This window comes from Dactylosporangium sp. NPDC049140 (assembly GCF_040648435.1).
Genome location: NZ_JBEZDS010000004.1, coordinates 17877 through 40009, shown reverse-complemented (window position 1 = coordinate 40009; position 22133 = coordinate 17877). Strand labels below are relative to the sequence as shown.

The 22133-nt window shown below is 71.9% G+C and carries 25 protein-coding genes; 10 read left to right on the top strand and 15 right to left on the bottom strand.

All coding sequences use genetic code 11. The features are described 5' to 3' along the window. The first annotated feature begins 19 nt into the window (after positions 1–19). A complete protein-coding gene (locus tag AB0B76_RS09010) occupies positions 20–301 on the top strand; it encodes a hypothetical protein (RefSeq protein ID WP_360371828.1) in 282 nt (93 codons plus the stop codon). On the opposite strand, the gene AB0B76_RS09005 is transcribed toward AB0B76_RS09010, so the two are convergent. Further along, positions 269–1270 carry a phosphatase PAP2 family protein gene (locus tag AB0B76_RS09005; RefSeq protein WP_360371825.1) on the bottom strand — a complete coding sequence of 334 codons (1002 nt, stop codon included), beginning with the start codon at positions 1268–1270 and terminating at the stop codon, positions 269–271. The genes AB0B76_RS09010 and AB0B76_RS09005 overlap by 33 nt on opposite strands. A gap of 85 nt (positions 1271–1355) precedes the next feature. Between AB0B76_RS09005 and AB0B76_RS09000 the strand changes: the two genes are divergently transcribed. Further along, a complete protein-coding gene (locus AB0B76_RS09000; protein WP_360371822.1) occupies positions 1356–2621 on the top strand; it encodes an MFS transporter in 1266 nt (421 codons plus the stop codon). On the opposite strand, the gene AB0B76_RS08995 is transcribed toward AB0B76_RS09000, so the two are convergent. After that, positions 2513–3367: a virginiamycin B lyase gene (locus tag AB0B76_RS08995; RefSeq protein WP_360371819.1), complete on the bottom strand. Its 855-nt coding sequence runs from the start codon at positions 3365–3367 to the stop codon at positions 2513–2515. The two genes, AB0B76_RS09000 and AB0B76_RS08995, sit on opposite strands and share 109 nt — an antisense overlap. A gap of 111 nt (positions 3368–3478) precedes the next feature. Between AB0B76_RS08995 and AB0B76_RS08990 the strand changes: the two genes are divergently transcribed. Further along, positions 3479–3991 carry a TetR/AcrR family transcriptional regulator gene (locus tag AB0B76_RS08990; protein WP_360372711.1) on the top strand — a complete coding sequence of 171 codons (513 nt, stop codon included), beginning with the start codon at positions 3479–3481 and terminating at the stop codon, positions 3989–3991. A gap of 2 nt (positions 3992–3993) precedes the next feature. On the opposite strand, the gene AB0B76_RS08985 is transcribed toward AB0B76_RS08990, so the two are convergent. Then, the gene (locus tag AB0B76_RS08985; protein WP_360371816.1) at positions 3994–4911 is read right to left on the bottom strand and encodes a hypothetical protein; all 918 of its coding nucleotides are present in this window, start codon (positions 4909–4911) and stop codon (positions 3994–3996) included. A gap of 162 nt (positions 4912–5073) precedes the next feature. Between AB0B76_RS08985 and AB0B76_RS08980 the strand changes: the two genes are divergently transcribed. From AB0B76_RS08980 to AB0B76_RS08965, 4 genes are all read left to right on the top strand, one after another. Next, on the top strand, positions 5074–5901 hold the full coding sequence (locus tag AB0B76_RS08980; protein WP_360371813.1) for an ATP-grasp domain-containing protein: 828 nt from the start codon (positions 5074–5076) through the stop codon (positions 5899–5901). Then, positions 5894–6433, top strand: a complete 540-nt coding sequence (locus tag AB0B76_RS08975) for a phosphoribosyltransferase family protein (RefSeq protein WP_360371810.1) — start codon at positions 5894–5896, stop codon at positions 6431–6433. Before AB0B76_RS08980 ends, AB0B76_RS08975 begins: the two co-directional genes overlap by 8 nt. A 116-nt stretch (positions 6434–6549) precedes the next feature. Continuing rightward, the gene (locus AB0B76_RS08970; RefSeq protein ID WP_360371807.1) at positions 6550–6987 is read left to right on the top strand and encodes a hypothetical protein; all 438 of its coding nucleotides are present in this window, start codon (positions 6550–6552) and stop codon (positions 6985–6987) included. Between the two features lie 86 nt (positions 6988–7073). Beyond that, positions 7074–7286 (top strand): hypothetical protein, encoded by a 213-nt coding sequence (locus tag AB0B76_RS08965; protein WP_360371805.1) that lies wholly within the window; start codon positions 7074–7076, stop codon positions 7284–7286. Positions 7287–7292: 6 nt separating this feature from the next. On the opposite strand, the gene AB0B76_RS08960 is transcribed toward AB0B76_RS08965, so the two are convergent. Next, the gene (locus AB0B76_RS08960; RefSeq protein ID WP_360371802.1) at positions 7293–8438 is read right to left on the bottom strand and encodes a low temperature requirement protein A; all 1146 of its coding nucleotides are present in this window, start codon (positions 8436–8438) and stop codon (positions 7293–7295) included. Positions 8439–8511: 73 nt separating this feature from the next. Here AB0B76_RS08960 and AB0B76_RS08955 point away from each other — a divergent pair, with 73 nt between their 5' ends. Together AB0B76_RS08955 and AB0B76_RS08950 are read left to right on the top strand one after the other, a co-directional pair. Then, positions 8512–9198, top strand: coding sequence for a TMEM175 family protein (locus tag AB0B76_RS08955; protein ID WP_360371799.1), 687 nt, complete (start codon positions 8512–8514; stop codon positions 9196–9198). A gap of 22 nt (positions 9199–9220) precedes the next feature. Next, positions 9221–9475 carry a hypothetical protein gene (locus tag AB0B76_RS08950; RefSeq protein WP_360371796.1) on the top strand — a complete coding sequence of 85 codons (255 nt, stop codon included), beginning with the start codon at positions 9221–9223 and terminating at the stop codon, positions 9473–9475. Between the two features lie 10 nt (positions 9476–9485). Here AB0B76_RS08950 and AB0B76_RS08945 read toward each other — a convergent pair whose 3' ends face one another. The 10 genes from AB0B76_RS08945 to AB0B76_RS08900 form a co-directional block, all read right to left on the bottom strand. Further along, positions 9486–11891, bottom strand: coding sequence for a glycoside hydrolase family 2 protein (locus AB0B76_RS08945; protein ID WP_360371793.1), 2406 nt, complete (start codon positions 11889–11891; stop codon positions 9486–9488). Between the two features lie 79 nt (positions 11892–11970). Continuing rightward, on the bottom strand, positions 11971–13029 hold the full coding sequence (locus AB0B76_RS08940) for a LacI family DNA-binding transcriptional regulator (RefSeq protein ID WP_360371790.1): 1059 nt from the start codon (positions 13027–13029) through the stop codon (positions 11971–11973). 20 nt (positions 13030–13049) lie between these two features. Further along, a complete protein-coding gene (locus AB0B76_RS08935) occupies positions 13050–13859 on the bottom strand; it encodes a carbohydrate ABC transporter permease (RefSeq protein WP_360371787.1) in 810 nt (269 codons plus the stop codon). Then, on the bottom strand, positions 13856–14716 hold the full coding sequence (locus AB0B76_RS08930) for a sugar ABC transporter permease (protein WP_360371784.1): 861 nt from the start codon (positions 14714–14716) through the stop codon (positions 13856–13858). Before AB0B76_RS08930 ends, AB0B76_RS08935 begins: the two co-directional genes overlap by 4 nt. Then, entirely contained in the window at positions 14713–15996 is a 1284-nt protein-coding gene (locus AB0B76_RS08925) for an ABC transporter substrate-binding protein (protein ID WP_360371781.1), read from the bottom strand. The genes AB0B76_RS08930 and AB0B76_RS08925 overlap by 4 nt, the downstream gene beginning before the upstream one ends. 8 nt (positions 15997–16004) lie before the next feature. After that, positions 16005–17966 (bottom strand): cellulase family glycosylhydrolase, encoded by a 1962-nt coding sequence (locus AB0B76_RS08920; protein WP_360371778.1) that lies wholly within the window; start codon positions 17964–17966, stop codon positions 16005–16007. Between the two features lie 240 nt (positions 17967–18206). Beyond that, positions 18207–18512: a hypothetical protein gene (locus AB0B76_RS08915; protein WP_360371775.1), complete on the bottom strand. Its 306-nt coding sequence runs from the start codon at positions 18510–18512 to the stop codon at positions 18207–18209. After that, positions 18428–19255 carry a carbon-nitrogen hydrolase family protein gene (locus tag AB0B76_RS08910; RefSeq protein ID WP_360371772.1) on the bottom strand — a complete coding sequence of 276 codons (828 nt, stop codon included), beginning with the start codon at positions 19253–19255 and terminating at the stop codon, positions 18428–18430. Before AB0B76_RS08910 ends, AB0B76_RS08915 begins: the two co-directional genes overlap by 85 nt. A gap of 423 nt (positions 19256–19678) precedes the next feature. Next, positions 19679–20005 (bottom strand): hypothetical protein, encoded by a 327-nt coding sequence (locus tag AB0B76_RS08905; protein WP_360371770.1) that lies wholly within the window; start codon positions 20003–20005, stop codon positions 19679–19681. A gap of 77 nt (positions 20006–20082) precedes the next feature. After that, entirely contained in the window at positions 20083–20451 is a 369-nt protein-coding gene (locus AB0B76_RS08900; RefSeq protein WP_360371767.1) for a VOC family protein, read from the bottom strand. 63 nt (positions 20452–20514) lie between these two features. Between AB0B76_RS08900 and AB0B76_RS08895 the strand changes: the two genes are divergently transcribed. After that, the gene (locus tag AB0B76_RS08895) at positions 20515–20973 is read left to right on the top strand and encodes a MarR family transcriptional regulator (RefSeq protein WP_360371764.1); all 459 of its coding nucleotides are present in this window, start codon (positions 20515–20517) and stop codon (positions 20971–20973) included. A gap of 14 nt (positions 20974–20987) precedes the next feature. Here AB0B76_RS08895 and AB0B76_RS08890 read toward each other — a convergent pair whose 3' ends face one another. After that, positions 20988–21923: a cyclase family protein gene (locus AB0B76_RS08890; RefSeq protein ID WP_360371761.1), complete on the bottom strand. Its 936-nt coding sequence runs from the start codon at positions 21921–21923 to the stop codon at positions 20988–20990. Positions 21924–22133: the final 210 nt, after the last annotated feature.

Below are 22133 nucleotides of genomic sequence, written 5' to 3'. Positions count from 1 at the left end.
ATCCGCGCCGGGCGAGTCGATGAGCGCGGTACGTTCCCCCGTTCCGGCGCCGTGCACGTGGGCCGCAGCCGATCTTCTCGCGGTCCGGCGACGTGCACGGGGCCACGTCGCCGCCTACGAGCTGCTGTTCCGCGACGGTCCGCACGCCCTCGAGGCGCTCGGCGAGGTGCTCCGCGACGTGCGCTCCTACCAGCGCGGCGCGCCCCGGCTGGAGGCCGACGGCGAGCTGCACGCGGAGCTGCTGGCCGCGCTCAGCTGGACGAACGCGTCACTGGCCGAGCCCGAGCCCGCCGCCTTGTAGCGGCACCGTCGTGTCGTCGGCCGACGCCGGCAGCCGCAGGGTCGTCTCGTCGGACGGGTCCGGCTCCGGCTCCGGATCTTCGTCCGCATAGTCCGGCACCCAGAGCGGCACGACCCGGTGCGCGGTGGCCAGGACGGCCGAGACGACCAGGCCCGCGGTGCCGGCGATGCCGAGCGCCCCGCCCGCGTAGGCGACGAACAGCCGCCGGCGGCTCAGGTCGTCCACCGCCTGCTCGATCACCCCGTCGGTCAGCCGCAGCGCGACCACCGCCCCGAGCAGCAGCCCGATCGAGACCAGGGCCAGGAAGACCGTCGTGTACGTGTTCGCCGCCCCGTACCGCACCCCGCCGTGGCGGCGCTGGGCGATCAGGATGAACAGGCTCGCCGCCGCGGCCCACGCGCCGACCACGAGCAGGGCGGCGACCGCGTCGCTGGGCCGGTGCCAGCCCGCCGAGAGCGTCGCCACGCCGACGAGGGAGGCGATCACCGCGCCGCCGAGCGCGACGAGCCCGCGGGTGCGGGGCGGCACGACGAGTACCAACGCCACCACCACCGACGCGGCGACCGTCGTGTGCCCGCTCGGCAGGCTGTTGCCGGCCGCGACCCGGTCCACGTCGATGCCGAGGTGCGGGCGGTAGATCAGCTCCTTGAAGTACTGCGTGGTGGCGTTGGACCCGGCGATGAGCAGCACCGCGCCGACGCCCAGGGCCACCCGCCGGCGGGCCACGGCGATGAAGCCGATAGCGATCGTGGCCGCGGCGACGGACACGACGGAGATGGTGCTGAGCGTGTCGTGCACCAGGCCGGCGACGCGGGCCTGGCCGATGCTGTTGCCCGTGAGCGCCACGAAGTCCAGCAGCTGGCCGTGTTCGCTGTGCACGAAGAACCGCCAGACCGCAACGAAACCGGCCGCCTGCGCGGCCGCCAAGACCAGCAGCCACAAGGCGAGACCGAAAGGCCACCCACGCATGGCCAGCAAGATAACCCAATGGCGCCAATTGCGCCCATCGCGATATCCCTTGCCCGGCCGTACCGCATGAGATCGGCTGGGCCGCATGCGCCCCCGCTCCAGCCCGTACCGGCCGGTCCTCACCCATCCCGTGCTGCGCCGCGTCCTGCCGGGCATCGCGATCTCCGCGCTCGGCGACGGCATGTCGCTGGTCGCCGTCAGCTGGCTGGCCCTGCAGCTCGCCCCGGCGGGCCAGCGCGGGCCCTGGGTGGCGGCCGCGGTCGCGGCGTACTCGCTGCCGAGCGCCCTCGGCGGCGCGGTGCTGGGGCGGTACCTGCGCCACCGCTCCGGCGCCCAGCTCGCGGGCTGGAACGCGATCCTGCGCGCGAGTGCCCTGGCCGCGATCGTGCTGCTGTTCGCGGCCGGCGCGCTGCCCCCGGCGCTGTACATCGGGCTGCTGGCGGTGTCGTCGCTGCTCGCGGCCTGGGGCTCGGCGGGGCGGTACACCCTGATCGCGGAGATTCTCCCGCCGGAGCACCATCTGGCCGCCAACGGCGCCCTGGGCACACTCGCGGAGGCCGCCGCGATCGCCGGCCCGCCCCTGGCCGGGCTGCTCATCGGCTGGACCAACGCCGCCGTGGTCCTGGCGATCGACGCGGCGAGCTTCGCCGTGCTGGCCCTGACGTACCGGCTCGTGCCCACGACCCCGGCCGCCGCCCCGGCCGGGCGGACGCCGGTGCGCTTCGGCCGCGCCCAGCTCGCCCTGCTCGCGCTGTCGTTCGTGTTCTTCCTGCTCTTCGGACCGTTCTACGTCGCGCTGCCGCTGCACGTCGCCGACGACCTGCACGCGAGCGCGACCCTGCTCGGCCTGTACTACACCGTCTTCGGCATCGGCGCGGCCGCGGGCGGCCTGGCCACCGCGTACCTGCGCCGCCTGCCGGTCTGGCCTGTGGTCCTCGCGTTCGGCGTGGCGGTCCTCCCGCTCGGCCTGGGCGCCCCGCCGGCGCTGTCGCTGCCCGCGTTCGCGCTGGCCGGGCTGTGCTGGGCGCCGTACATGCCGATCGTGATGGCCGTCTTCCAGCGCACCACCCCGCCGGACCGGCTGTCGGCGGTCCTGGCCGCGTTCGGCTCGATCACGGTGATCGCGGTGCCGGTGGGCACCGCGGTCGGCGGCCCCCTGGTCACGGCGGTCGGCCCCGAGCGGACGCTGCTGGTCAGCGCCGCGTCGCTGATCCTGCTCGGCGGCGTCGCGGCGCTCGCGGATCAGGCGGCGAAGCGCGCGACCCGGCCGATCTCCAGCGCCACCCAGACGGCGCCGTCCGGCCCCACGGCGAGCCCGTGCGGCTCGGAGCCCGGCGTCGGCAGCGGGTAGGTGGTGATCCGGGCGCCGTCGGCGCTGATGTGGCCGAGGCGGTTGCCGGCCCACTCGGTGTACCAGCAGCCGCCGGCCGGGTCGGCCACGATGGCGTGCGGGCGGGTGGCGCGGTCCGGCAGCGGGTACTCGTCGATCCGGCCGTCCGGCGTGATCCGCCCGATCTGCCCGGCGCCGATCTCGGCGAACCAGGCGGCGCCGTCGGGCGTGGTGGTGATGCCGACCGGGGCCGCGCCCGCGGTCGGCAGCTCGTGGATCGCGCCGGTGTCGATCCGGGCGATCGCGTTGCCCTGGTTGAGCGTGCACCACACGGCGCCGCCGGGCCCGATGGCCAGCATGGACGGCATGGCACCGGCGGTGGGCAGGTCGATCGGGGCCGTCGTGCCGTCGGGGTCGAGGCGCCAGACGCGGTCCGCGTTCAGCTCCGTGCTCCACAGCGTGCCGTCCGGCGCCGCCGCCAGGCCGAATGGGGACGGCACCGGCCGGGAGGACAGCTCGCCGCCGGTCGTGATGCGCCCGATCGTGCCGTCCTGGAAGCAGGTGAACCACAGGGCGTCGTCCGCGCCGCGGACGATGATCGACGGGGCCGCCGCCGGGTTGGCCAGGGGGAACACGGTCGCCTCGCCGTCCGTGGCCAGCCGGGCGATCCCGCCCGCGTGGACCAGGGTGCACCAGAGGGCGCCGTCGGGGCCGGTCGTGATGCCGTAGGGGCCGCCGCCCGCCGCGCCGAGCTCGAACTCCCGCATGCCCGCCTCCCGGTCTGTTAATGCGACAAATGTCGCGATACGATCCTGGCATGGATCAGCCCCCGGACGGCAAGCCGGCCCGGCGGGCGCAGCGCCGACGTGCGGCGGCGCGTGCTCGCGGCCGTGTCGGAGCTGCTCGTCGAGGGCGGGTACGACTCGGTGACCGTCGACGCCGTGGCCGAGCGGTCGTCCGTGCACCGCGCGACGGTGTACCGGCGCTGGGCCGACGTCGGGGGGCTGCTCGCCGACGTGCTGGCCGCGGCGGCCGGCGACGACTGGCACCCGCCCGACACCGGGTCGCTGCGCGGGGACCTGCGAGCGGTCAACCTGGAGGTGCAGGCGGCCCTCACGGGGGAGTCGCCGATCACCACCGCGCTCATCGCCGCCTCGTTCCGGTCGCCGGCGGCGGCCGAGGCGCTGCGGTCGTTCTGGGACGGCCGGTTCGAGCGGTGCGCGGTGCTCGTGCGGCGGGCGGTCGAGCGGGGCGAGCTGCGCGAACCCGTCGACCACCGGGAGCTGCTCGTGGCCGCGACCGCGCCCGTGTACTTCGAGGCGCTGCTGCTGCGCCGCCCGGGCGATCCGGACCGGTGGGCGGAGCGGGCCGCTCGCGACTACGTTGGGTGACATCATCCGTACGTTGCGTGTCGGTCTGGATGTTCTCGTCCAGCTCCTCGGCGGGTGCGCGGGGAAGAACGACGACACCGGGAGCAGGCGCCGGCGTCCAGGTTCAACGCCGGGCTCACCGCCGTCGTCCACCCCTCGGAGGCGGCCGGCGCGATCCGCCCGTCCGGGTCGGACTCGAGGCGCAGGGCGGCCGCGATGCCGGACGTCGTCACCGTCACGTCGCCGCGCGGCGTGGCCAGCACCAGCGGCGCGGCGACGGCCGGGGTGGCGAGGTCGCGCACCAGCCGGTCCACGTCGGCGCGGGTGTCGTGCGGCACCAGGTCCACGACCGGGAACTCGAGCGCGTCCCGGCGCAGCCGGCCGGCCTCGGCCAGCCGGGCGGCGCCGAGGCGGTCGAGGCCGCGGCCCTGCTCGGGGTACACCGGCAGCGGGCGCAGGCCGTCGAAGCGCACGGCGGGCAGGACCGGCGCGTCGCCCTGGGCGCCGAGGTGGTCCATCAGCGAGGCGAAGAGGCGGCCCGCGTCGACGTGCACGACCGGCTCGACGTCGGTGCCGCCGAAGGGCACGGTCGTCACGGCGGCCGCGCGGTCGACCGTCGCCGCGACGTCGAGGGTCAGGCCGACGACCGCCGGGTCGAGGACGGCGGGCTCGGTGCCGACCTTGACCGCGACCGGCCGGCGCAGGCGGGCCGCGACCCCGGCCTCGAGGGCCCGGCGGGCGCCCTCGCGGGAGCGGCCGCCGAGGTCGATGCCGAGCACGCGGACCCCGCGGTCGACGTCATGGGCGTAGGTGCGCAGCGCCGTGAGACCGGGTGCGGCGACGAGGAGCGTGACGGCGATCACCAGGCGCCGGCGCCGCACGGCGCGGCGACGACGGACCAGCGGCGGTACCACGGGCCGCGTCCGGAGCTCGGTAGCCATATGAATACCGTGCCCGATTTGTCGGTTTCTTTACCAAAAGTCGAGCTCGATGTCCCCGAAAGTGTCACATCGGATGCCCTGGGTGAGCGCGCGTGGGCCGAGGTTGTGCCGTCTGTGGAATCCGGCAACGACACTGACGAGCCTCGCTGGCAGGATATGGGGGTGCGTCAGTTCCGGACCCTGGCAATGCGGGTGCGCTCGCCCGAGGCGAGCGCGGCCCTGACGCATGCCGCCGAGCGCATCGGGCTGCCGGTGGCGCAGCTGCCGGGCGACCCGGCCGAGGTCGACGGGCTGCACTCCGCCGACGGCGTGGCCTGGCGGGCCGCGGGCGGCTACCTGACCACCCTCATCGCCGGCGGCGCCGACGTGTGCCTCTCGGGCGCGTCCCCGTCCTGGTTCGCCGCCCTGCCCAAGGACGTCACGGGCCGCGACATCCGCCTGGTCAGCGTCGGCGAGGCCCCCGACTTCGTGGGCCCGCGCCCGGCCGTGGCCAAGCTGGCCGACGAGAAGCACCCGGCGTTCTCCGCGGCCTGGGTCCGCAACGCCGACGACCTGCGCAACCGCCTGCGCACGGCCCGCCTCCCGGCCGACAGCACACTGATCATCATGGACCACTGGCTCGACCTGGCCTCGGAGTACCGCGTCTTCACCATCGGACGCCTGCCGGTGGCCTGGTCGCCGTACGTGGTCGAGGGCGAGGAGTGGAGCCCGGCGCTGCGCATGCACCGCGCGTCGTGGCACGACGAGGCGGCCGCGTTCGTCGCCCTCATGCTCGCCGACCTGCCGGCCCAGAACGTGCCCCCGACCGCGGTCATCGACGTCGGCCGCACCGAGTCCGGCCAGTTCGCGGTGCTCGAGGTCAACAACGTCTGGAGCTCCGGCCTGTACAGCTGCGACCCCGACGGCGTCCTGCGCGCCGTCCTGGCCGCGAACGACCCCGACTGCGACCCGCGCTGGCGCTGGCAGCCGGCCCCGGCCCTGGGTGCCTGAGCTCCGCGAGCGCCTCCGCATCGGCTTCCACTGGCGCGGCGGCCCGGACGTGGCGTTCGCGGACATCACCGAGTGGTGGCGCGACCCGGTGGTGCTGCGCGACCTCCCACCGGCCGTGGCCGCCCTCGTGCCCGGCTCCCCCACCGTGGTCCTCGGCCCGGCGTCGCGCGGCACGCTGCTGGGCGCGCTCGTCGCGGCATCCCTGGGCGTCGGGCTCGTCGAGGTACGCAAGAACGACCGGGTCGCCCTGCACTCCGAGTTCTACACCCACCGGCGGCTGCCGGACACGTACCACGGCGGCGGCGCGGTGCTGAGCTTCCGGCGCGCCCTGGTCCGCCCGTCCGACCGCGTGCTGTGCGTGGACGACTGGGTGGAGAGCGGCGCGCAGGCCCTGGCGATCCAGGAGATGGTGCACGAGATCGGCGCGACGTGGCTGGGCCTGGCGTGCGTGGTCGACGACCTCGCGGACCGCCCGGAGACGCGCACGCGCCTGGCCGCGCGCGCCCTGATGGCGGCCGACGAGCTGTACTGAACGCCGGCGAGCCGTTCTCGTTCTCGATCCCCTCCGCGAATCCCGGGACGACGTGACCGGCACCGACCGGCGGCCGTCGCGACGGGATCTCCGGCGTCGCCCGTACAGTCGCGTAGATGTCCGGCGAACCGTGGCAGAGCTACCGGCGCGACCGGCTCCCGCGCGGCTGGTCGTACCCGGTCGAGCGGTCGATCGTCGAGGCGTCGCTCCGGGCCGCCGGTGTAGTCCTCCTCACGCTGGACTTCTCCCGAGGCGGGGGTGATCGGGCCGTCACGGTGTTACTGCGGGCGGCCAGATACTCGGAACTCGGCAGCACCTACCACCTGCCCCGGGGAACACCCAGCCGTCCACGCCGCGTCCTGACGCTCTACGCCGTTCCCAGCGAGGTCCGCGCCGAGGCCCGGGCCGCGCTCACGACCGGCAGCGGCCTTCACCGCGCCTGCGCATGGCTGGCCGGCGCCGAGCAGGCGAACCCGACCTGGCTCGACAAGTCGCACCACTGGACGGCGTACCTGCGCGACGGCGTGCTGGGCCAGCAGGAGACCGAAGGCTGAGCCTGCGGGCCGATGTCGTCTCACCGACAGCGGCGCGACGGTGGTGAACGCCGCGGGCGGCCCGGCCGTTCGTCAAGGCGATCACCGTGACCTTCGTCCTCAACGGCGAGACCGTCGCCGAGCAGCTGTTCAACACCGACATCCACCGGTCCTGGCAGGAGATCGTCGACGCCGGCATCCTGCACGAGCAGGACAACGTGCTCGTCGTCAGCGCCCGTGCCGACGACGACGCCGACCGGAACAAGGGCAGCGAGGTGGTGATCTCCGACGTCGTCATCCACTACCGGCGCCACATCTGACCGGTTTCATAGCGCTCGGTGGGCCAGCAGGGTCCGCCAGCCGATGCGGTCGTTGCGCGACAGTTCGACGGCGTTCAGGGCCGCGATGATCAGGGCCAGCAGCGCCACCGACGCGATGGACGGCAGGTGCGGCACGAGTGGCAGCGCGGCGAGGACCGCCGCGGCCGCGGTCAGGCGCGTGATCGAGACCAGGCGGAACATCGCCCAGCGCGTCAGGCCGAAGGTCGCCAGGTACAGCGCCGCGCCGCCGTACAGCAGGCCGGTCGCGGGCCAGGACAGGTGGTGGCGCGGGTCGGCGACGGCCTCGTGCAGGCCCACGGAGACGGTGATGACGGCCCCGATGAACAGCAGATGCCCGTAGGACAGCACGATCCGGGCGATGTCCAGCTGTACGGCGGCGGTCGCGAGCGCGTGCCGTACGGCGTCGGCGGCGAAGTGGAAGTACACCCACCACAGTCCGGCCGAGACCGCGAACGCCAGGGCGACCGTCACGCCGTCGAGGACGGTGACGTCGTCGGGCACCGACGCGACGATCGCCACGACCGACTCGCCCAGGGCGATCAGCACGAAGAGTCCGAACCGCTCCGCGAGGTGCCCGGCGTCGAGGTGCAGGCCCAGCAGCCGCCGGCGCAGCAGGCTGGGGCTCGCGAGGTCGAGCAGCGCCGCGACCGCCCACACGAGGGTGCGCCAGTCACCCGGCAGCAGGGCCCCGAGCACCAGCAGCGGACCGGTCGCGAGGATGCTCACCGTGTACGGGTTGAGCGGCACCCCGTCGCGCAGGCGGCTCACGCCTCGCCAGCCCAGCACGATGCGCCCGGCCCAGTACGCCGCCGCGAAGAGCAGGCCGCGGTCGCCGTACGCGCTGTTCAGCGCGAGCGCCATGAAGATCCCGGCCAGCGCGACGCCGAAGACGCGCAGCCGCATCGCCGGTCTCGACACGTCGTCGAGGTTCGTGACGATGGCGGCGCCGACCCAGGTCCAGTAGATCGGCACGAACGCCACGGCCGCGCGCAGCAGCCCGGGCCAGTCGTGGTCCGACGCGACAAGTGCCGCCACCTTCGTCACGGCCACGACGAAGACGAGATCGAAGAACAACTCGGCCCAGCTGACCCGCTTCTCGTCGTCGACCTGTGACGCCCCCGCCTCACTCATGCGGTCGAGTGTGCCCGATCATCGATGCGCCCGCCGCGGCACGGTCGCGATCATCGTGTGGGACGCTCTGCGCATGACGTCAACAGATACCGCGGCGCCGGCCGGCGAGGACGTGGCCGGCGAGGCGGCCGGGGTCGTGGCGCGGGCGGTCGCGGCGGAGCGGCTGACGTTCTTCGCCGATGCCGTGATCGCGATCGCCATCACGCTGCTCGCGCTCGAGTTGCCGCTGCCCGAGGGCACCACGAACCGGGCGCTGCTGCACGCCGCGGCCGAGCACCGGGACGAGTACGTGGCCTTCCTCATCAGCTTCGCCGTCATCGGGGCGCACTGGAGCGGCCACCACCGGGTGTTCCGCTGGGTCGAGACGCTCGGCGGGCGGCTGGTCTCGCTCACGCTGCGCTGGCTGCTGCTGCTCGTCGTGACGCCGTACGCGACCCGGGTCCTCAACGGCGAGGGGGCGTTCGAGACGCGGTTCGTGTTCTACGCCTCGGTGCAGGCGCTCACCGGCGTGCTGTTCGCGGTGATGGTGCGCGAGGTCCGGCGGCACGGGCTGCACCGGCCGGGCATGCCCCGGTCGATCTTCGGGCACGCGTACCTCAACGGGCTGTCGATCTCCGCCGGGTTCCTGGTGTCGATTCCGCTCGCGTTCGTCACCCACTACGCGTACGTGTGCTGGATCGTCGTGCCCGCCCTCGGGCGCATCGCCGGGCTGGTGCGGCGCGTGCGCCCGGCGCGGGGCCGGGCCGCGCCGGACGACTGACGACAATGGCAGCCCGGACCCGGTGTCCCGCCCGGCCCGGCCGGTGGCGGCGCCGGAGTTCCACGCGGGCGCGGCCGCCGCCCTGACCGGCCGGACGGCCACCGCGGAGCGTCTCCTGAACCGGGTGGTGGCCCTGGATCCCGGCGCCGGACGGTCGCACGACCTGGCCGTGGAGGCCGCCGCGCTGCTGCGCCTGGACCCGGCGGCGCGGCGCGCGCGGATCCTCGCCGCGATGGGCCGCACCCGCGCGCACCTGAGGCTCCCGCCGGTCCCCTGAGCCCGGCGCGCTACGCCACGAGGTCGTTCGCGGTGCGCAGGACCGGCGCGGCCGACCACACCGCGGGGTCCGCGACCGCGGTGCCGCGCACGTGGAAGGTCGCGGACTCGCCCGGGAGCAGGGTCAGCAGCGCCCGGTCGACCGTGGCGGCCGGATCGACGCGGTCCGGGAACAGGGTCACGTCGCGGGCCAGCGCGTGCGCCGTCACGCGGACGTCGACGCCGTCCGGGGAAGCGGCCACCTGCACGTCCAGCGCCGCGCGCGGGTAGGCCAGGTCCACGTCCTCCGCGAAGAACCACAGGGCGCGCTCGCCGTCGGCGTCGGCGACCAGCAGCTCCGAGGCCGGGGACTCCGGCGTGGTGAGCTCCGGCGGCAGCGGTACCGTCGCCGCGCCTCCGCCCGGCACGTCCACGGCCAGCGTGAGCTTCGCGCGCGGGGATCCGTCGAAGGCGAGCCGGCGCACCTCCACCGTCGTGCGCCACGGGTGCGGGGTGTCGTTCACGGCGACGATCGCCGGGGCGCCGTCGCGGGGCTGGATGGTGACCAGGCGCTCGGAGTACACCCGCCGAAGGGCGAACCAGAGCGGCTTGCGGCGGCCGTCGCCGTCGATCGCCGACCACGACGTGACCGGCCAGTTGTCGTTGAGCTGCCACACGATCGCGCCGGTGCACAGCGGCTTGAGCGAGCGGAAGTGCTCGATGCCGAACGCGATCGCGCGGGCCTGGTTGAGCTGGGTCGCCCAGTGCCAGCCGTCGAACGTCGCGGGCGCCGGGAAGTGGCCTTCGAGGCCGCGGGCCAGCTTCTCGTTGCCGCCGATGGCCTTCTGGTGGTGGGCGACGCCGGGCGACTGCGGGGTGAGCGGCTCGTCGGAGACCGCGCGGCGCAGGGTCGCGAAGGCGGGCGGGGCCTGGAAGCCGAACTCGGCGACGAACCGCGGCCGGTAGTCGGCGTAGTGGCGGTAGTCGTGCGTGTTCCAGACGTCCCAGATGTGCATGGTGCCGTGCGCGGGGTCGTTCGGGTGGATGGAGGCGTCGCCGGAGTAGGGGCTGCCGGGCCAGTACGGCCGGGTCGGGTCGAGCTCGTGCACGATGGCCGGCAGCACGCGCAGGTAGTAGCCCTCGCCCCAGGTGCGGCCCTCGAGCTCGGCCGGCCAGCCCCAGTCGTGGAAGCCCCAGATGTTCTCGTTGTTGCCGACCCACATGACCAGGCTCGGGTGCGGCATGAGCCGGACGACCTGCTCGCGCGCCTCGGCCGCGACCTCGCTCGCGAGCGGCTCCTCCTCCGGGTACGCGGAGCACGCGAACGGGAAGTCCTGCCCGACCAGCAGCCCGCGCTCGTCGGCCACCTCGTAGAAGTCCTCGCTCTCGTACCGCCCGCCGCCCCACACCCGCAGGTAGTTCACGCCCGCGGCGACGGCCTGGTCGATGCGCTCGGCGTAGCGCTCGCGGCCGATCCGGGTGACGAACGCGTCGTCGGGGATCCAGTTGACGCCGCGCACGAACACCGGCTCGCCGTTGACGCGCAGCACGAACTGGGAGCCGTCGGCGTCGGCGGCGGTGTCGAGCTCGACCGTACGGAAGCCGATCCGCCGGGACCAGACCTCGTCGCCCAGCTCGACGCGCAGGTCGTACAGCCGGGCCGGGCCGTACCCGCGCGGCCACCACAGCTCGGCGTCCGGCACCTCGAGCACGACGGAGGCCTCGGTCGCGCCCGCGGGCACCTCGACGGCCGCCTCGACCCCGCCGACCGCGGCCCGCAGCAGGACGGGTGCGCCGGCGGTGCGCTCGAGGTCGACGAGGACCTCGACGCGGCCCGTGGTGCCCTCGACGGTGACGACGGGCCGGACCCGGGCGAGGCGGGCGGTGGACCAGGCGTACAGGCCGATCGGCTGCCAGATGCCGGCGGTGACGACTGTCGGGCCCCAGTCCCAGCCGAAGTTGCAGGCCATCTTGCGGATGTACTGAAACGGTTCCGGGTAGGCGTTCGGCCGGGCCCCGAGCGTGTCGCGGACGCGCTCGGCGTAGTCGTAGGCGGAGTCGAACCGCACGGTGAGCTCGTTGCCGTCGGGCCGGAGCACGCCGGTGACGTCGAAGCGGTAGCCCCGGTGCTGGTTCGCGGTCCGCCCGAGCTCGACCCCGTTGAGGGTCACGGTGGCGACGGTGTCGAGCCCCTCGGCGACCAGGTCGACCCGGTCGCCCGCGATGCCGGCGAACACGGTGGAGTACTCCCACGCGGTACGCCCGATCCAGTGCAACCGCTCCTCGTTGTCGTCGAGGAACGGGTCGGGGATCGCGCCCGCCGCGAGCAGGTCGGTGTGCACGCAGCCGGGCACCGTCGCGGGGAACGGGCCCCCGGCGGGCGCCCCGGTGGCGGCACGGACCGTCCAGCCGGTGTGCAGCGGACGCAGGACGGACATGACAGACTCCCGACTGAACCGTATAAGTTCTGGTTTCTGAACCCTAAGTGGGCTTTCTGAGCAGTGTCAACTGAAGCGGTTAGCGTGCGCGGGGCGGCCGGGTGGACTGCCGGGCGGTGAGTGTGCCGGGGGGTAACGTGAGCCGGGTCTCGCCGCCGCCGCCGATCGCGGTCAGCAGGGCGCGCGCGGTCAGCTCGGCCTGCAGCGCGGGCACCTGCACCACCGCGGTGATCTCGGGCACGGTGATCTGGCACAGGTCGGAGTCGTCCCAGGCGACGACCGAGAAGTCGCCCGGCACGGACAGGCCCATCTCGTGTGCGACCTTCAGCGAGGCCGCGGCCATGACGTCGTTGTCGAAGACCAGCGCGGTCGGCGGCTCGGCGAGGCTCAGCAGCTCGCGGGTCGCGCGCATGCCGTCGGCGGCGCCGTAGTTGGTGTACACGGCCCGGTACTCGATGTCGCCGGCCGTCGCCGCGGCGGCCGAGTAGGCGGCGTCGCGCTGGACGGTGTGCAGCAGCTCGCGGGGGCCGGCGACGCGGAAGATCGTGCGGTGCCGCAGCGCCCGCAGGTAGTTGACGATACCCAGGGCGGTGCCGGCGGTGTCGGCGTCGACGGAGCTCAGCCCGGCCAGGTCGAAGCCGTCGAGGTCGGAGTCGCCGCCGCCGATGACCGCGGCCGGCAGCCCGATGTCGCGCAGGGCGGCCGGGCGCGGGTCGCCGTGGCGCAGGTCGGTCATGATGACGCCGTCGACGTGGCGGCCCGCGTACCAGCGGCGGTACACGTCGATCGTCTCGGCGAAGTCGTCGACCAGGTGCAGTACCAGCGCCACGTCGTTGCGGTTGAGCTCGGCCTCGACGCCGCTGAGCATCTGGGTGAAGAACGAGTCGACCACCATCACCCGGGGCGGGCGGACCAGCACCATGCCGACGGCGTTGGCCCGGGCGGTGCCCAGCGAGCGGGCCGCGATGTTCGGCGCCCAGCCGAGCTCGCGGGCGGCGGCCAGCACGCGGGCGCGGGTCTGCTCGGAGACCCCGGGGCGGCCGTTGAGCGCGTAGGACACGGCCGCCTCGGACACGCCGGCGTGCACCGCGACCTGCCGGATCGTGACCCGTCCCTGCTGCTCACCGGATGCTGTCATCGTTTCGGCACCCTACACGTTCACTTCGTCGCTCCGGCGGTGAAGCCGTTGTAGATGAACCGCTGCAGCGCGAGGAAGACGACGAGCGTGGGGATGATGACGAGGATGACACCGGCCGAGATGACCTCCCACTGGGCGCCGAACGGGCCCTTGAAGCGGAACAGCGACGTGGAGATGACGCCGAGGTCCTGCGAGGGCATGTACAGGAACGGGATGTAGAACTCGTTGTAGATGGCGATGCCCTTGATGATGACCACGGTGGCGATCGCGGGCTTGAGCAGCGGCAGGATGATGCGCCGGTAGATGGTGAACGGGCCCGCGCCCTCCAGCGCCGCGGCCTCGTCCAGCTCGGTCGGCACGCCCCGCAGGAACTGCTGGAAGATGTAGATGGAGATGATGTCGGTGCCCAGGAACAGCGCGATCGCCGACCAGCGGGTGTCGTACAGCTGCAGGGTGTCGACCACCTTGAACGTCGCCACCTGCGTCGTCACGCCCGGCACCAGGGTCGCCAGCAGGAACAGCGCGATGACCAGCGGGCGCAGCCGGAACTCGAACCGGTCGATGGCGTAGGCGGCCATCGACCCGATGAGCACCGTGCCGGCCAGCGACACCACGAGGATGATCGAGGTGTTGACGAAGCCGCGCAGCATGTGGCCGTCGTTGAACGCGACCGCGTAGTTGTGCAGGTTGAACCAGTTGTGCGGCGGGTCGAACGGGCCGGTGGTGGCGAACTCCTGATGGGTCTTCAGGGAGGCCAGCACCAGCACGAGAGGCGGCAGCAGTACCACCAGCGAGGCCCCCACCAGCGAGAGGTGTTTGAGCAGCCTCATGACAGCGTGACCTTCTCCTCCGGGGCGACACGTCGCTGCAACCACGTCACGAGCAGAATGATGACCAGCAGCACGACCGCCATCGCCGAGGCCAGCCCGAACTTGTAGTACTTGAACGCCATGTTGACGGTCTGGATGACGAATGTCTCGCTCTCGTTCGCGCCGCCGGTCATGATGAAGGGAATCTCGAAGACGGACAGCGAGCCCGAGATCGCCAGGATGAACGACAGCCCGACGACGGGGCGGATGCCGGGCAGGATGATGTACCGGAACTGCGCCCACCGCCCGGCCCCGTCGAGCTCCGCGGCCTCGTACAGCTGCGGCGGTATCGACTGGATGGCGCCCAGGAACAGCACGAAGTTCAGCCCGAGGTACCGCCAGACCGACGTGCCGGCGAGGGAGTAGTTCACCACGCCGGGGTCGCCCAGCCACTGCTGGCGCAGATCGCCGAGGCCGACCGAGCCCAGCGCCGAGTCCAGCGTGCCGCCCGGCTGGAAGAAGAACAGGAAGATCATGCCGATGGCGACGCCGTTGATGAGGTACGGGAAGAAGATGAATCCCTTGTAGACGTTGCGGAACAGGGTGCTGAAGCTGAGCACGACCGCGAAGTACAACGCCAGCACGATCTGCACCACTGACGCGCCGATGTAGTACAGGCTCACCTTCAGCACGCCGAACAGCTCCGGGCGGGTGAAGATCTCGACGTAGTTGCCCAGCCCCACGAACTCCTTCGTGGGGCTGAGCCCGTCCCAGTCGGTGACGCTGTACCAGAACATGTTCACCACCGGGATGTAGGTGAACACGATCAGGAAGAGCAGCGGCACCGCCAGGAACGCGTACGGGGTGGCACGTCTCATTTGAGCTTGGCCCGGGCCTGGGACCACTTCTTGTTCAGGTCGGCGAAGATCTGGTCCTTCGACTCGTTCTTCGCCCCGCGGGCGGCGTCGACGATGACCTGGCGGTACTTGCCGTCGTACAGCGCGACCTCGGCCGAGTTGCCGATCTTGTCGGCGAGGCCCTCCTTGCCCGCCGGCGCCGGGTTGAGCTCGATCATCTCGGTCCTGGCCGCGGTCAGGTCGGCCAGCGTCGAGGGCATCTCCGCGCTCTTCAGCGGGGCGACGCCGCCCTGGTCGGTGGCGTAGTTCGACTCGTCGGCGAACCAGTCGACCCACGCCCGCGCGGTCGCCTTGTTCTTCGAGTTGACGTTGATGGCGTTCATGTAGTCGGGGCCGATCACCGAGTAGAACTTGCCGTTCGTCTGGTGCGGGAACGGCCAGTACCCGATGTCGTCCTTGCTCGTCGCGGCCTGCTGCATCTGCACGATCGCCCAGGAGCCGAGCATCATCGTGGCGATCTTGCCGGTGCCGAGCAGGCCCTTGGACTGCTCCCAGTTCGTGGTGGTCGGGTCGGGCTCGGTGTACCCGCCCTTGACCGCGTCGTAGAGCAGCGAGTCGAGGATGTAGTGCTCCTTGCCGGCGGCCCACGGCGCGTCGTCGTCGCCGAGCTTGGTCGCCGCGTCCGCGTCGCCGCTGATGGCGCCGCGCGCGCCCTCCCACTGCCCGAGCGGCCAGCCGTCCTTGTAGTTGGTGTACAGCGGGATCGCCTGGGTCTTCTCCTTGATGGCCTTGAGCGCGGCCAGGAACTCCTCGGACGTCTTCGGCGGCTCGGTGATGCCGGCCTGGGCCCAGATCTTCTTGTTGAGCACGTACCCCTGGGCGTTGCCGGTGATCGCCAGCCCGTACGACTTGCCGTCGAAGTTGTTCTTGGTGCGCACGAAGCGGTACTTGTTCTGCAGCTCGTCGACCGTGCCGAGCGGCTCGAAGAACGACTTGAGCTGGTCGGCGTTGACGGAGTTGGGGATGAGCAGCACGTCGCCGTAGTTCTTGGTGTTCATCCGGACCCGGACTTCGCCCTCGTAGTCCGTGATGGCCTCGAACTTGACCGTCGTGCCCGGGTACTTCGCCTCGAACTTCTTCTTGTAGTCCTGGAACACCGTGTTGACGATGTCGGTGCGCTGGGTCAGCACCGTGATCTCGCCGGCGATCTTGCCCGAGTCGGCGGCCTTGTCGTCGCCGCAGGCCGCGAGGCCGCCCAGCGCGAGACCCAACGCCACGAATGCAGTGAGTGATCGGTTCATCGCGACTCCTATTCGGCGCGGAGATTGTCGATGTCGTAGGTCCCGCCGCCGCTGATCCACACGTAGATCACGCGCACGTCGGCCAGCGCCGTCGCGTCGCACGACATGGCGGTCGTGAGGTCGATCGCGACCGTGGTGGTCGTGTCCGGGTTCACCCAGCCGAAGCTGGACTGGCACCAGGTCCACGCGTCGCCCGTCTGCACCGCGATGCTGGTCGAGGTGCCGGCGCTCGAAGTGCGGATGTCGTACTTCAGCGCCGCCTTGCCGGACAGGTCGAGCGGCGCCGGCAGCGGGGCGATGCCGAACCAGCCACCGTCGGCCACGGTCACCCGCAGTCCGGACGCGCCCTGGGGGTGGAAGTCGCCGGTCTGGGCGACGGTGCCCGCGTTGGTCTGCCAGCTGCCGGGCGCGAAGCCGTCGGTACCGTCCTCGAAGCCGGCGATGAGCAGCGGGTCGCCCGGGCGGGGCCGGACGGTGACCTCGATGCGGGCCGCGTTGGAGGTGCGGCCGGCCTCGTCGCGGATCGTGTAGGTGGTCGACGCCTTGCCCTGGAACCCCGGTGCGGGCACGAAGGTGACCACGCCGGCGTTCACGCTGAAGGTTCCTCCGGCGGTGGTGGTCGCCGCGAGCTGGATGGTGTTCGGCTTGACGCGCGTGCGGTAGGCGATGTCGTTCGCCGCCGGCTGCAGGGTCACCGTCTCGTCCCGCAGCGTCTGGACGGCATCGTCGTCGGCGACGGGCGGGCGGGAGCGGTAGCCATGGCGCAGCTCGTCGCCGGCGTTGGCGATCGTGGTGCAGACGGGGCTCGGGCAGTACACCGTGAAACCGTCGTAATCGGGGTAGTTCGTGCCGTCGTCCTGCACGCCCGAAAGGATCCAGTAGAGGAACCCGTCGATGCCGTCGCGCACGGCCTCGTCGGTCCACGCCTTGTAGACGGTGTTGCGCGTGGCCTTGTCCTTGAAGCCGAACTCGCCGAGCATCACCGGCTTGTGCACCCGCTGGGCGACCTGCACGTGGGTGCGGATCCACTGGGTGCCCCAGGCGGCGTCCTTGCCCCAGCCGTCCGGGTACAGGTGGAAGGAGGCCAGGTCGACGCCGGGCAGCGCAGCGAGCGCGGCCGAGTCGACGCCGTCGGCGCAGTTGACGGTCCAGTCGCTGCTGGTGCGGTCGGTGCACAGGAAGCCCTCGTCGCCGACGCCGACCAGGTGGTGCGAGTCGACGCCGTGGATGAGCCGCGTCATCTCGTCGGCCCAGGTCACGAGCGTCCGGTCGGTGCAGTTCGCCGAGCGGGGCAGCTGCCCGGAGCCACCGCAGCGGGGCTCGTTGGCCAGCTCCCACGCCATGACGGTGGGGTCGTCCTTGTACTTGACGCCGGTGAGCGCGTTCGTGCGGTTGAGCACGTGCGTGACCCAGTCGGCGTACCAGCCGCGGATCACCGGGTCGGTGTAGAAGTCGTCGTGGTACTGCCCGCCGTGCCACTTGACGTACTGGTCCATGCCGCCGAAGTCGCTCCAGTTGTTCGTGAGCGGGATGACCAGGCGGATGCCCTTGTCGTGGGCGGCCTTGAGCACGTAGTCGAGCCGGCCGAGCCCGTCGGGCCCGTCGTTGGCGACCGGCTTGGTGCCGTCGAAGGACAGGAACGACACGCCGTTCTGCCCCGACTCCATGAAGCCCCAGGTGCGCAGGACGTTGAACCCGGCGCCGGCGGCGTCGCCGAGCACGTCGTCGACCATCGCGTGCGAGTTGTAGTGCAGGTAGTAGTTGTTCGACCCGGCGAAGCGGAACGTCTTGCCGTCGAGCCGCAGGTCGTCCCCTTGCCGCGTGACGAACCCGCTGCCGCTCTTGTCCGTCTGCTCCGCCGCGGATGCGGTTCCCGTGGCTTGCTCCGCCGCGGATGCGGTTCCCGCGGCGGCGACGAGCGCGACCGCGGTGAGGGCGGTCAGGGCCCTCGCGAGCACTCTGGTGTACATCGGTGGCCAACCTTTCCGTGGGGGAGGGCGGGCGCCCACGCCGTGCAACGTAGTCAGCACCGTGCATGCGTCAACGAGCCCGCGACCGCCCCGCTGTTCAGCCGGGGGATCACCCCGAAACTTTCAACGAGGGGCCGCGCGATTAAGCGGTTAACCAGAGCCGACGATACGATCAGAGCAGATGGCAGTCAAGAAGACCTATGCTGTGGTTAGCCGCTTCAGTAGCCGGGCCCGGCGGGCTCAGCGCACCGCCGGTGTCCACCTCGGAAAGTCCGGCGGCGGCCCGGCCAGCGGGTTGCCCGACACATCGAGCCAGGTCAGGGCGGTGAGGTCGCGCAGCGACGCCGCCAGCTCGGTAAGCTGGTCGTCGCGCAGGTTCAGGCTGACCAGGGCGGTGAGCCGGCCGACCTGTTCCGGCAGCTCGGCGAGCCGGTTCTCCGACAGGTCGAGCTGGGTCTTGGCTAGGTGCAGGTTCGATCCAGGCTTCGGGGATCGTCGACGCGACGAGTCCGGTAGATGTCTCCTCGGTTCGCCTCGGCGCGCCACGGTCGGGCGAGATCGAGCGCGATGTGGAACTCGGGAGCGTTGCGGTCCAAGGCGACGACGGCCAGCTCGGCATCCCCGTCGACGGCGGTCAAACGGCTGCCGTCCGGTCCGATGATCGCCGAGGGCATCAGGTTGGCGCTCTGCGCGGGGACCGACAGGCTGAGCCAGTAGTTATTGATCGCGGCATGCGCCTGCGCCTTGAGGAAGAAGATCGAATCGACGGGCCAGGCCGACAGCAACAGGCAGTCCACCCCGAGACGGTCGTACTCGGCGAACAGCTGGGGAAAGTTGACCTCGATGCAGATCGCGCAGCCGAACCGGTAGCCGTCAACGTCGAACACCGCCGGCTCGAAGCCCGGGCTGTAGAAGCGGGTGATCTCGGTGTTCGAGCAGAAGCGCTTGTCGTAGCGGGTGATGATCTGACCCTGGTCGGAGATCACGTAGAGGCTGTTATGCGGCCGGTGTGGTGCCGTCAATGGGTGTGCCGATCCGAGCACGACCCACATCTGCAGCTCCGCTGCGAGGGCGGCGACCTTGCCGAGTTCGTCGCCGACGGCGGCCCAGTCGACGTCGCCCCAGTCGGCGATCTGTTCCTTGGCATAGCCGGACAGGAAACCCTCCGGGAACTGGATCAGCCTGGCATGCTCAGCGGCGGCTTGCTGCATCAATGCGCGAGCCTTCCTGCCGTTGTCCCTGGCATCGGCGCTTCCCGCTGGCTGAGTGGTGGCGATCCGGAGCGTCATCGCGGCATCCTTCCACTTCACTGTTGCCCAGCCGTCTGGGCCGGTTTCAGCCGAAACGAGGCGGCGACCTTGCGTCGGTAGATCGCCTGGGCGTCGGGATCCCACGGGATGCACCAGCGTTCGCTCGGACCTCGCCGGGCGGGGACCTGGCCGTGAGCGAGCCAGTTATAGACCGCGTCGGCGGGGATACCGAGTTCAGCGGCAGCTTGCTTGACGCTGACCTCGCCGACTTGGACGGCGAGGGTGCGAGGTCCGCGGATGGTGTAGGAGGCGCGGACTCGGGCGACACCAGTGGTGGCCGCGGCCGGTGCGCAGGTCGGCGGCTTTCAGCACGGCCTCGACCTGGTCCCAGCCGGCGCCCGCGCCTCATCTCCGTCCGCGCCGTCCGGCCTAATACTCCCGCACTGTCCACAACGGACATGATCATTCCGCACCACCCGTAGCCGCGTGCAACCGGAATACGAGGGCGTCGACAAGCTCTCGGGCTGGGGTGAGCCCATCCACGGCCAGCCGGTGCGGCAGGGCCTGCGGACCGCGATCGGTCCAGGACCGCGGCAGCGAGATCCGCCGCTTGCCGCCGAGCTTGAGGCGGGCGAGTTGCTCGAGCCATTCGCCGGTGAGACGCTCGCCGTCCGAGGCCGTCGCCGTCGCCGTCGCCTCGGCGGTGACGTCCGCCGGTCGCGGGTCGGCCGGCACCGCATGAGCTGCCGCCCGGTCCTGCCCATCCTGCTCCTGCCGGAGACCGGGCACGACACACCACCAACCTACGCGCGCCCCGCCACCGCGGCGATCATCGATGCGGACGATCGTCCGGTGGCGCCGGCCTGTCAGGCGCGGTCGTGGAGCGTGATCCGGTAGCCGTCGGGGTCGGCGAAGGTGAACGTCCGGCCGAAGGGGCCGTCGATCGGCGCGGAGACGATGGTGTGACCGTCGGCGGCGAGCGCGTCGTGGATGGCCTGGACGTCGGTGGCGTGGAGCCAGATCGCGGCGCCGATGCCGGGTTGGGCAACGGATGCGAGGTCGGTGCCGGGAACGACGTCGCGGAGTGCGAACGCGATCGGCTTCGTCTCGAAGACGACGGCGTGCGGAGGTCCGGCCGGCGAGCGGACGAGGCCGAGGTACCGCTCGTAGAACGCCTGCGAGGCGTCGAGGTCGCGCGCCTGGAGCGAGATGAAGTCGGGGCCGGTGGCGGGCATGGTGATGCTCCTTCGGTTCGTGTCAGCTTCCTGACACGAACCACTGTATGTCAGAATGCTGACATGAGTCTAGAGGGTGCTGGCGTCGACCTGGAGAAATCGCTGGGCTACCTGCTGAAGGAGGCGTCGAGCGTCCTGCGCGCGGCCATGGAGGAGGTGCTGCGGCCGCTCGGGATGAGCGTGACGCACTACGCCTGCCTCGAGCTGCTGGCCCAGCGGCCGGGCTTGTCGAACTCCGAGCTCGCGCGGGGTGCGTTCGTGACCCGGCAGTCGATGAACGTGCTGCTCCAGGCCCTGGAACGAGACGGCTACGTGACCAGGCCGGCGGAGGCGCCCGTCGGGAAGGTGCTTCCCACGCGGCTCACGCCCCGCGGCCGGCGGAGCCTCGAGAAGGCGACCGTGGCGGTCCGGTCCGTCGAGGTCAGGATGCTGGCCGGGATGAGCGAGACCGAGCGGTCGGACGCGTTCCGGATCCTGCGCAGCATGATCCAGTCCCTGCGCGACGGCGACGACGGTGTATAGCTCGCGAGGCGCGGTCAGAATGTGGCGATCGGATTGACCGGGCTGCCCGAGGTACCGGCGAAACGAACCGGGGCGACCGCGAGCTGGAAGTCCCATTGCCCGAGCTCGGCCGCCGTCGTCGCGCACGCCTCCAGGTCGCAGTTGTCGAGCAGCCACAGGCCCATCGCGACGAGGCCCACGGCATGAACCGGCATCAGCACGTCCTCGTACCCGGACGGCTGCACGTCCTGGGGCGTGTCGGCGCCGATCAGCGCGACCTGCCGCTCATGCAGCCACGGCAGGCAGGACGCGTGCCAGCCGGCCTGCGTGAAGCCGCCGGCCGGACCGGACTCGTGCCGGGCGCGGCCGTTGCCGGTCCGCAGCAGTACCGCATCACCGGGCCCCACCCGCACCCCCTGACGACGCTCGGCCGCCTCGAGATCGTCGGGAAACACACCCTCACCCGGCTCCAGCCACGGCACATCACGGACCCTCGCGACGTCCAGCAGGACACCGCGCGTGACGATCCCGTTCGCCGCCGCCGTGACGGCCCCCCACGCCGATCCCGTCGCCGCGTCGACAAGCGAGTGTGACCGCCCGTTGTACATCAGGCCGTTCCAGAAGATGTGGCACGGCGAGTCGACGTGGGTGATCGTGTTGCCGTGGAACGTGATGCCGAGCCGTTCCGTCGAAAAGCCCCAGCTGCGGTCGTTGCGGAACCCGGCCGCCGGCATGTTCTCGGCCCCCGGCATGTCGGCGGCGCACGGGCACGTCGTCGTCGACCGCTCCAGCTCGTCCGGCACGGCGACCTCCCACGCGCACGACACGCTCCGGCCGTGGCGCACGGCCCGCGCCGCCGCCAGCCGGACGCCGTCGGTGATGTGGTTCAGCGTCCCGCGCTCGTCGTCGTCGCCCCACCGGCCCCAGTTCGACAGCGTGTCGAAGTACCCGAGCACGTCGTCCCGTGTCATCCCAGCACCGACTCCTCCGGTCACGCGGTTCGAGGCACCGCGGGTAGCCCCGACCGTACTCCGGGCGACTCCAAGGCCCCGGCCCGAGATGTGATTCCCGCAGCCGGGCAACGAAGGCCACCGCGCGCTGCGGTCCGACCTGCAGCGGACGCTCGCTCACCGAATCTGCACAGGTCCGACCCGGCGCTTCCACATCCGCGTCGCAGCCGT

Bases quoted from the DNA above. Each gene is read 5' to 3' on its own strand.
- AB0B76_RS09010 (WP_360371828.1), top strand. From the start codon at position 20: ATGAGCGCGGTACGTTCCCCCGTTCCGGCGCCGTGCACGTGGGCCGCA.
- AB0B76_RS08920 (WP_360371778.1), bottom strand. From the start codon at position 17,966: ATGTACACCAGAGTGCTCGCGAGGGCCCTGACCGCCCTCACCGCGGTC.
- AB0B76_RS09000 (WP_360371822.1), top strand. From the start codon at position 1,356: ATGCGCCCCCGCTCCAGCCCGTACCGGCCGGTCCTCACCCATCCCGTG.
- AB0B76_RS08940 (WP_360371790.1), bottom strand. From the start codon at position 13,029: ATGACAGCATCCGGTGAGCAGCAGGGACGGGTCACGATCCGGCAGGTC.
- AB0B76_RS08910 (WP_360371772.1), bottom strand. From the start codon at position 19,255: ATGACGCTCCGGATCGCCACCACTCAGCCAGCGGGAAGCGCCGATGCC.
- AB0B76_RS08960 (WP_360371802.1), bottom strand. From the start codon at position 8,438: ATGAGTGAGGCGGGGGCGTCACAGGTCGACGACGAGAAGCGGGTCAGC.
- AB0B76_RS08945 (WP_360371793.1), bottom strand. From the start codon at position 11,891: ATGTCCGTCCTGCGTCCGCTGCACACCGGCTGGACGGTCCGTGCCGCC.
- AB0B76_RS09005 (WP_360371825.1), bottom strand. From the start codon at position 1,270: ATGCGTGGGTGGCCTTTCGGTCTCGCCTTGTGGCTGCTGGTCTTGGCG.
- AB0B76_RS08930 (WP_360371784.1), bottom strand. From the start codon at position 14,716: ATGAGACGTGCCACCCCGTACGCGTTCCTGGCGGTGCCGCTGCTCTTC.
- AB0B76_RS08895 (WP_360371764.1), top strand. From the start codon at position 20,515: ATGAGTCTAGAGGGTGCTGGCGTCGACCTGGAGAAATCGCTGGGCTAC.
- AB0B76_RS08995 (WP_360371819.1), bottom strand. From the start codon at position 3,367: ATGCGGGAGTTCGAGCTCGGCGCGGCGGGCGGCGGCCCCTACGGCATC.
- AB0B76_RS08890 (WP_360371761.1), bottom strand. From the start codon at position 21,923: ATGACACGGGACGACGTGCTCGGGTACTTCGACACGCTGTCGAACTGG.
- AB0B76_RS08935 (WP_360371787.1), bottom strand. From the start codon at position 13,859: ATGAGGCTGCTCAAACACCTCTCGCTGGTGGGGGCCTCGCTGGTGGTA.
- AB0B76_RS08985 (WP_360371816.1), bottom strand. From the start codon at position 4,911: ATGGCTACCGAGCTCCGGACGCGGCCCGTGGTACCGCCGCTGGTCCGT.
- AB0B76_RS08970 (WP_360371807.1), top strand. From the start codon at position 6,550: ATGTCCGGCGAACCGTGGCAGAGCTACCGGCGCGACCGGCTCCCGCGC.
- AB0B76_RS08900 (WP_360371767.1), bottom strand. From the start codon at position 20,451: ATGCCCGCCACCGGCCCCGACTTCATCTCGCTCCAGGCGCGCGACCTC.
- AB0B76_RS08955 (WP_360371799.1), top strand. From the start codon at position 8,512: ATGACGTCAACAGATACCGCGGCGCCGGCCGGCGAGGACGTGGCCGGC.
- AB0B76_RS08925 (WP_360371781.1), bottom strand. From the start codon at position 15,996: ATGAACCGATCACTCACTGCATTCGTGGCGTTGGGTCTCGCGCTGGGC.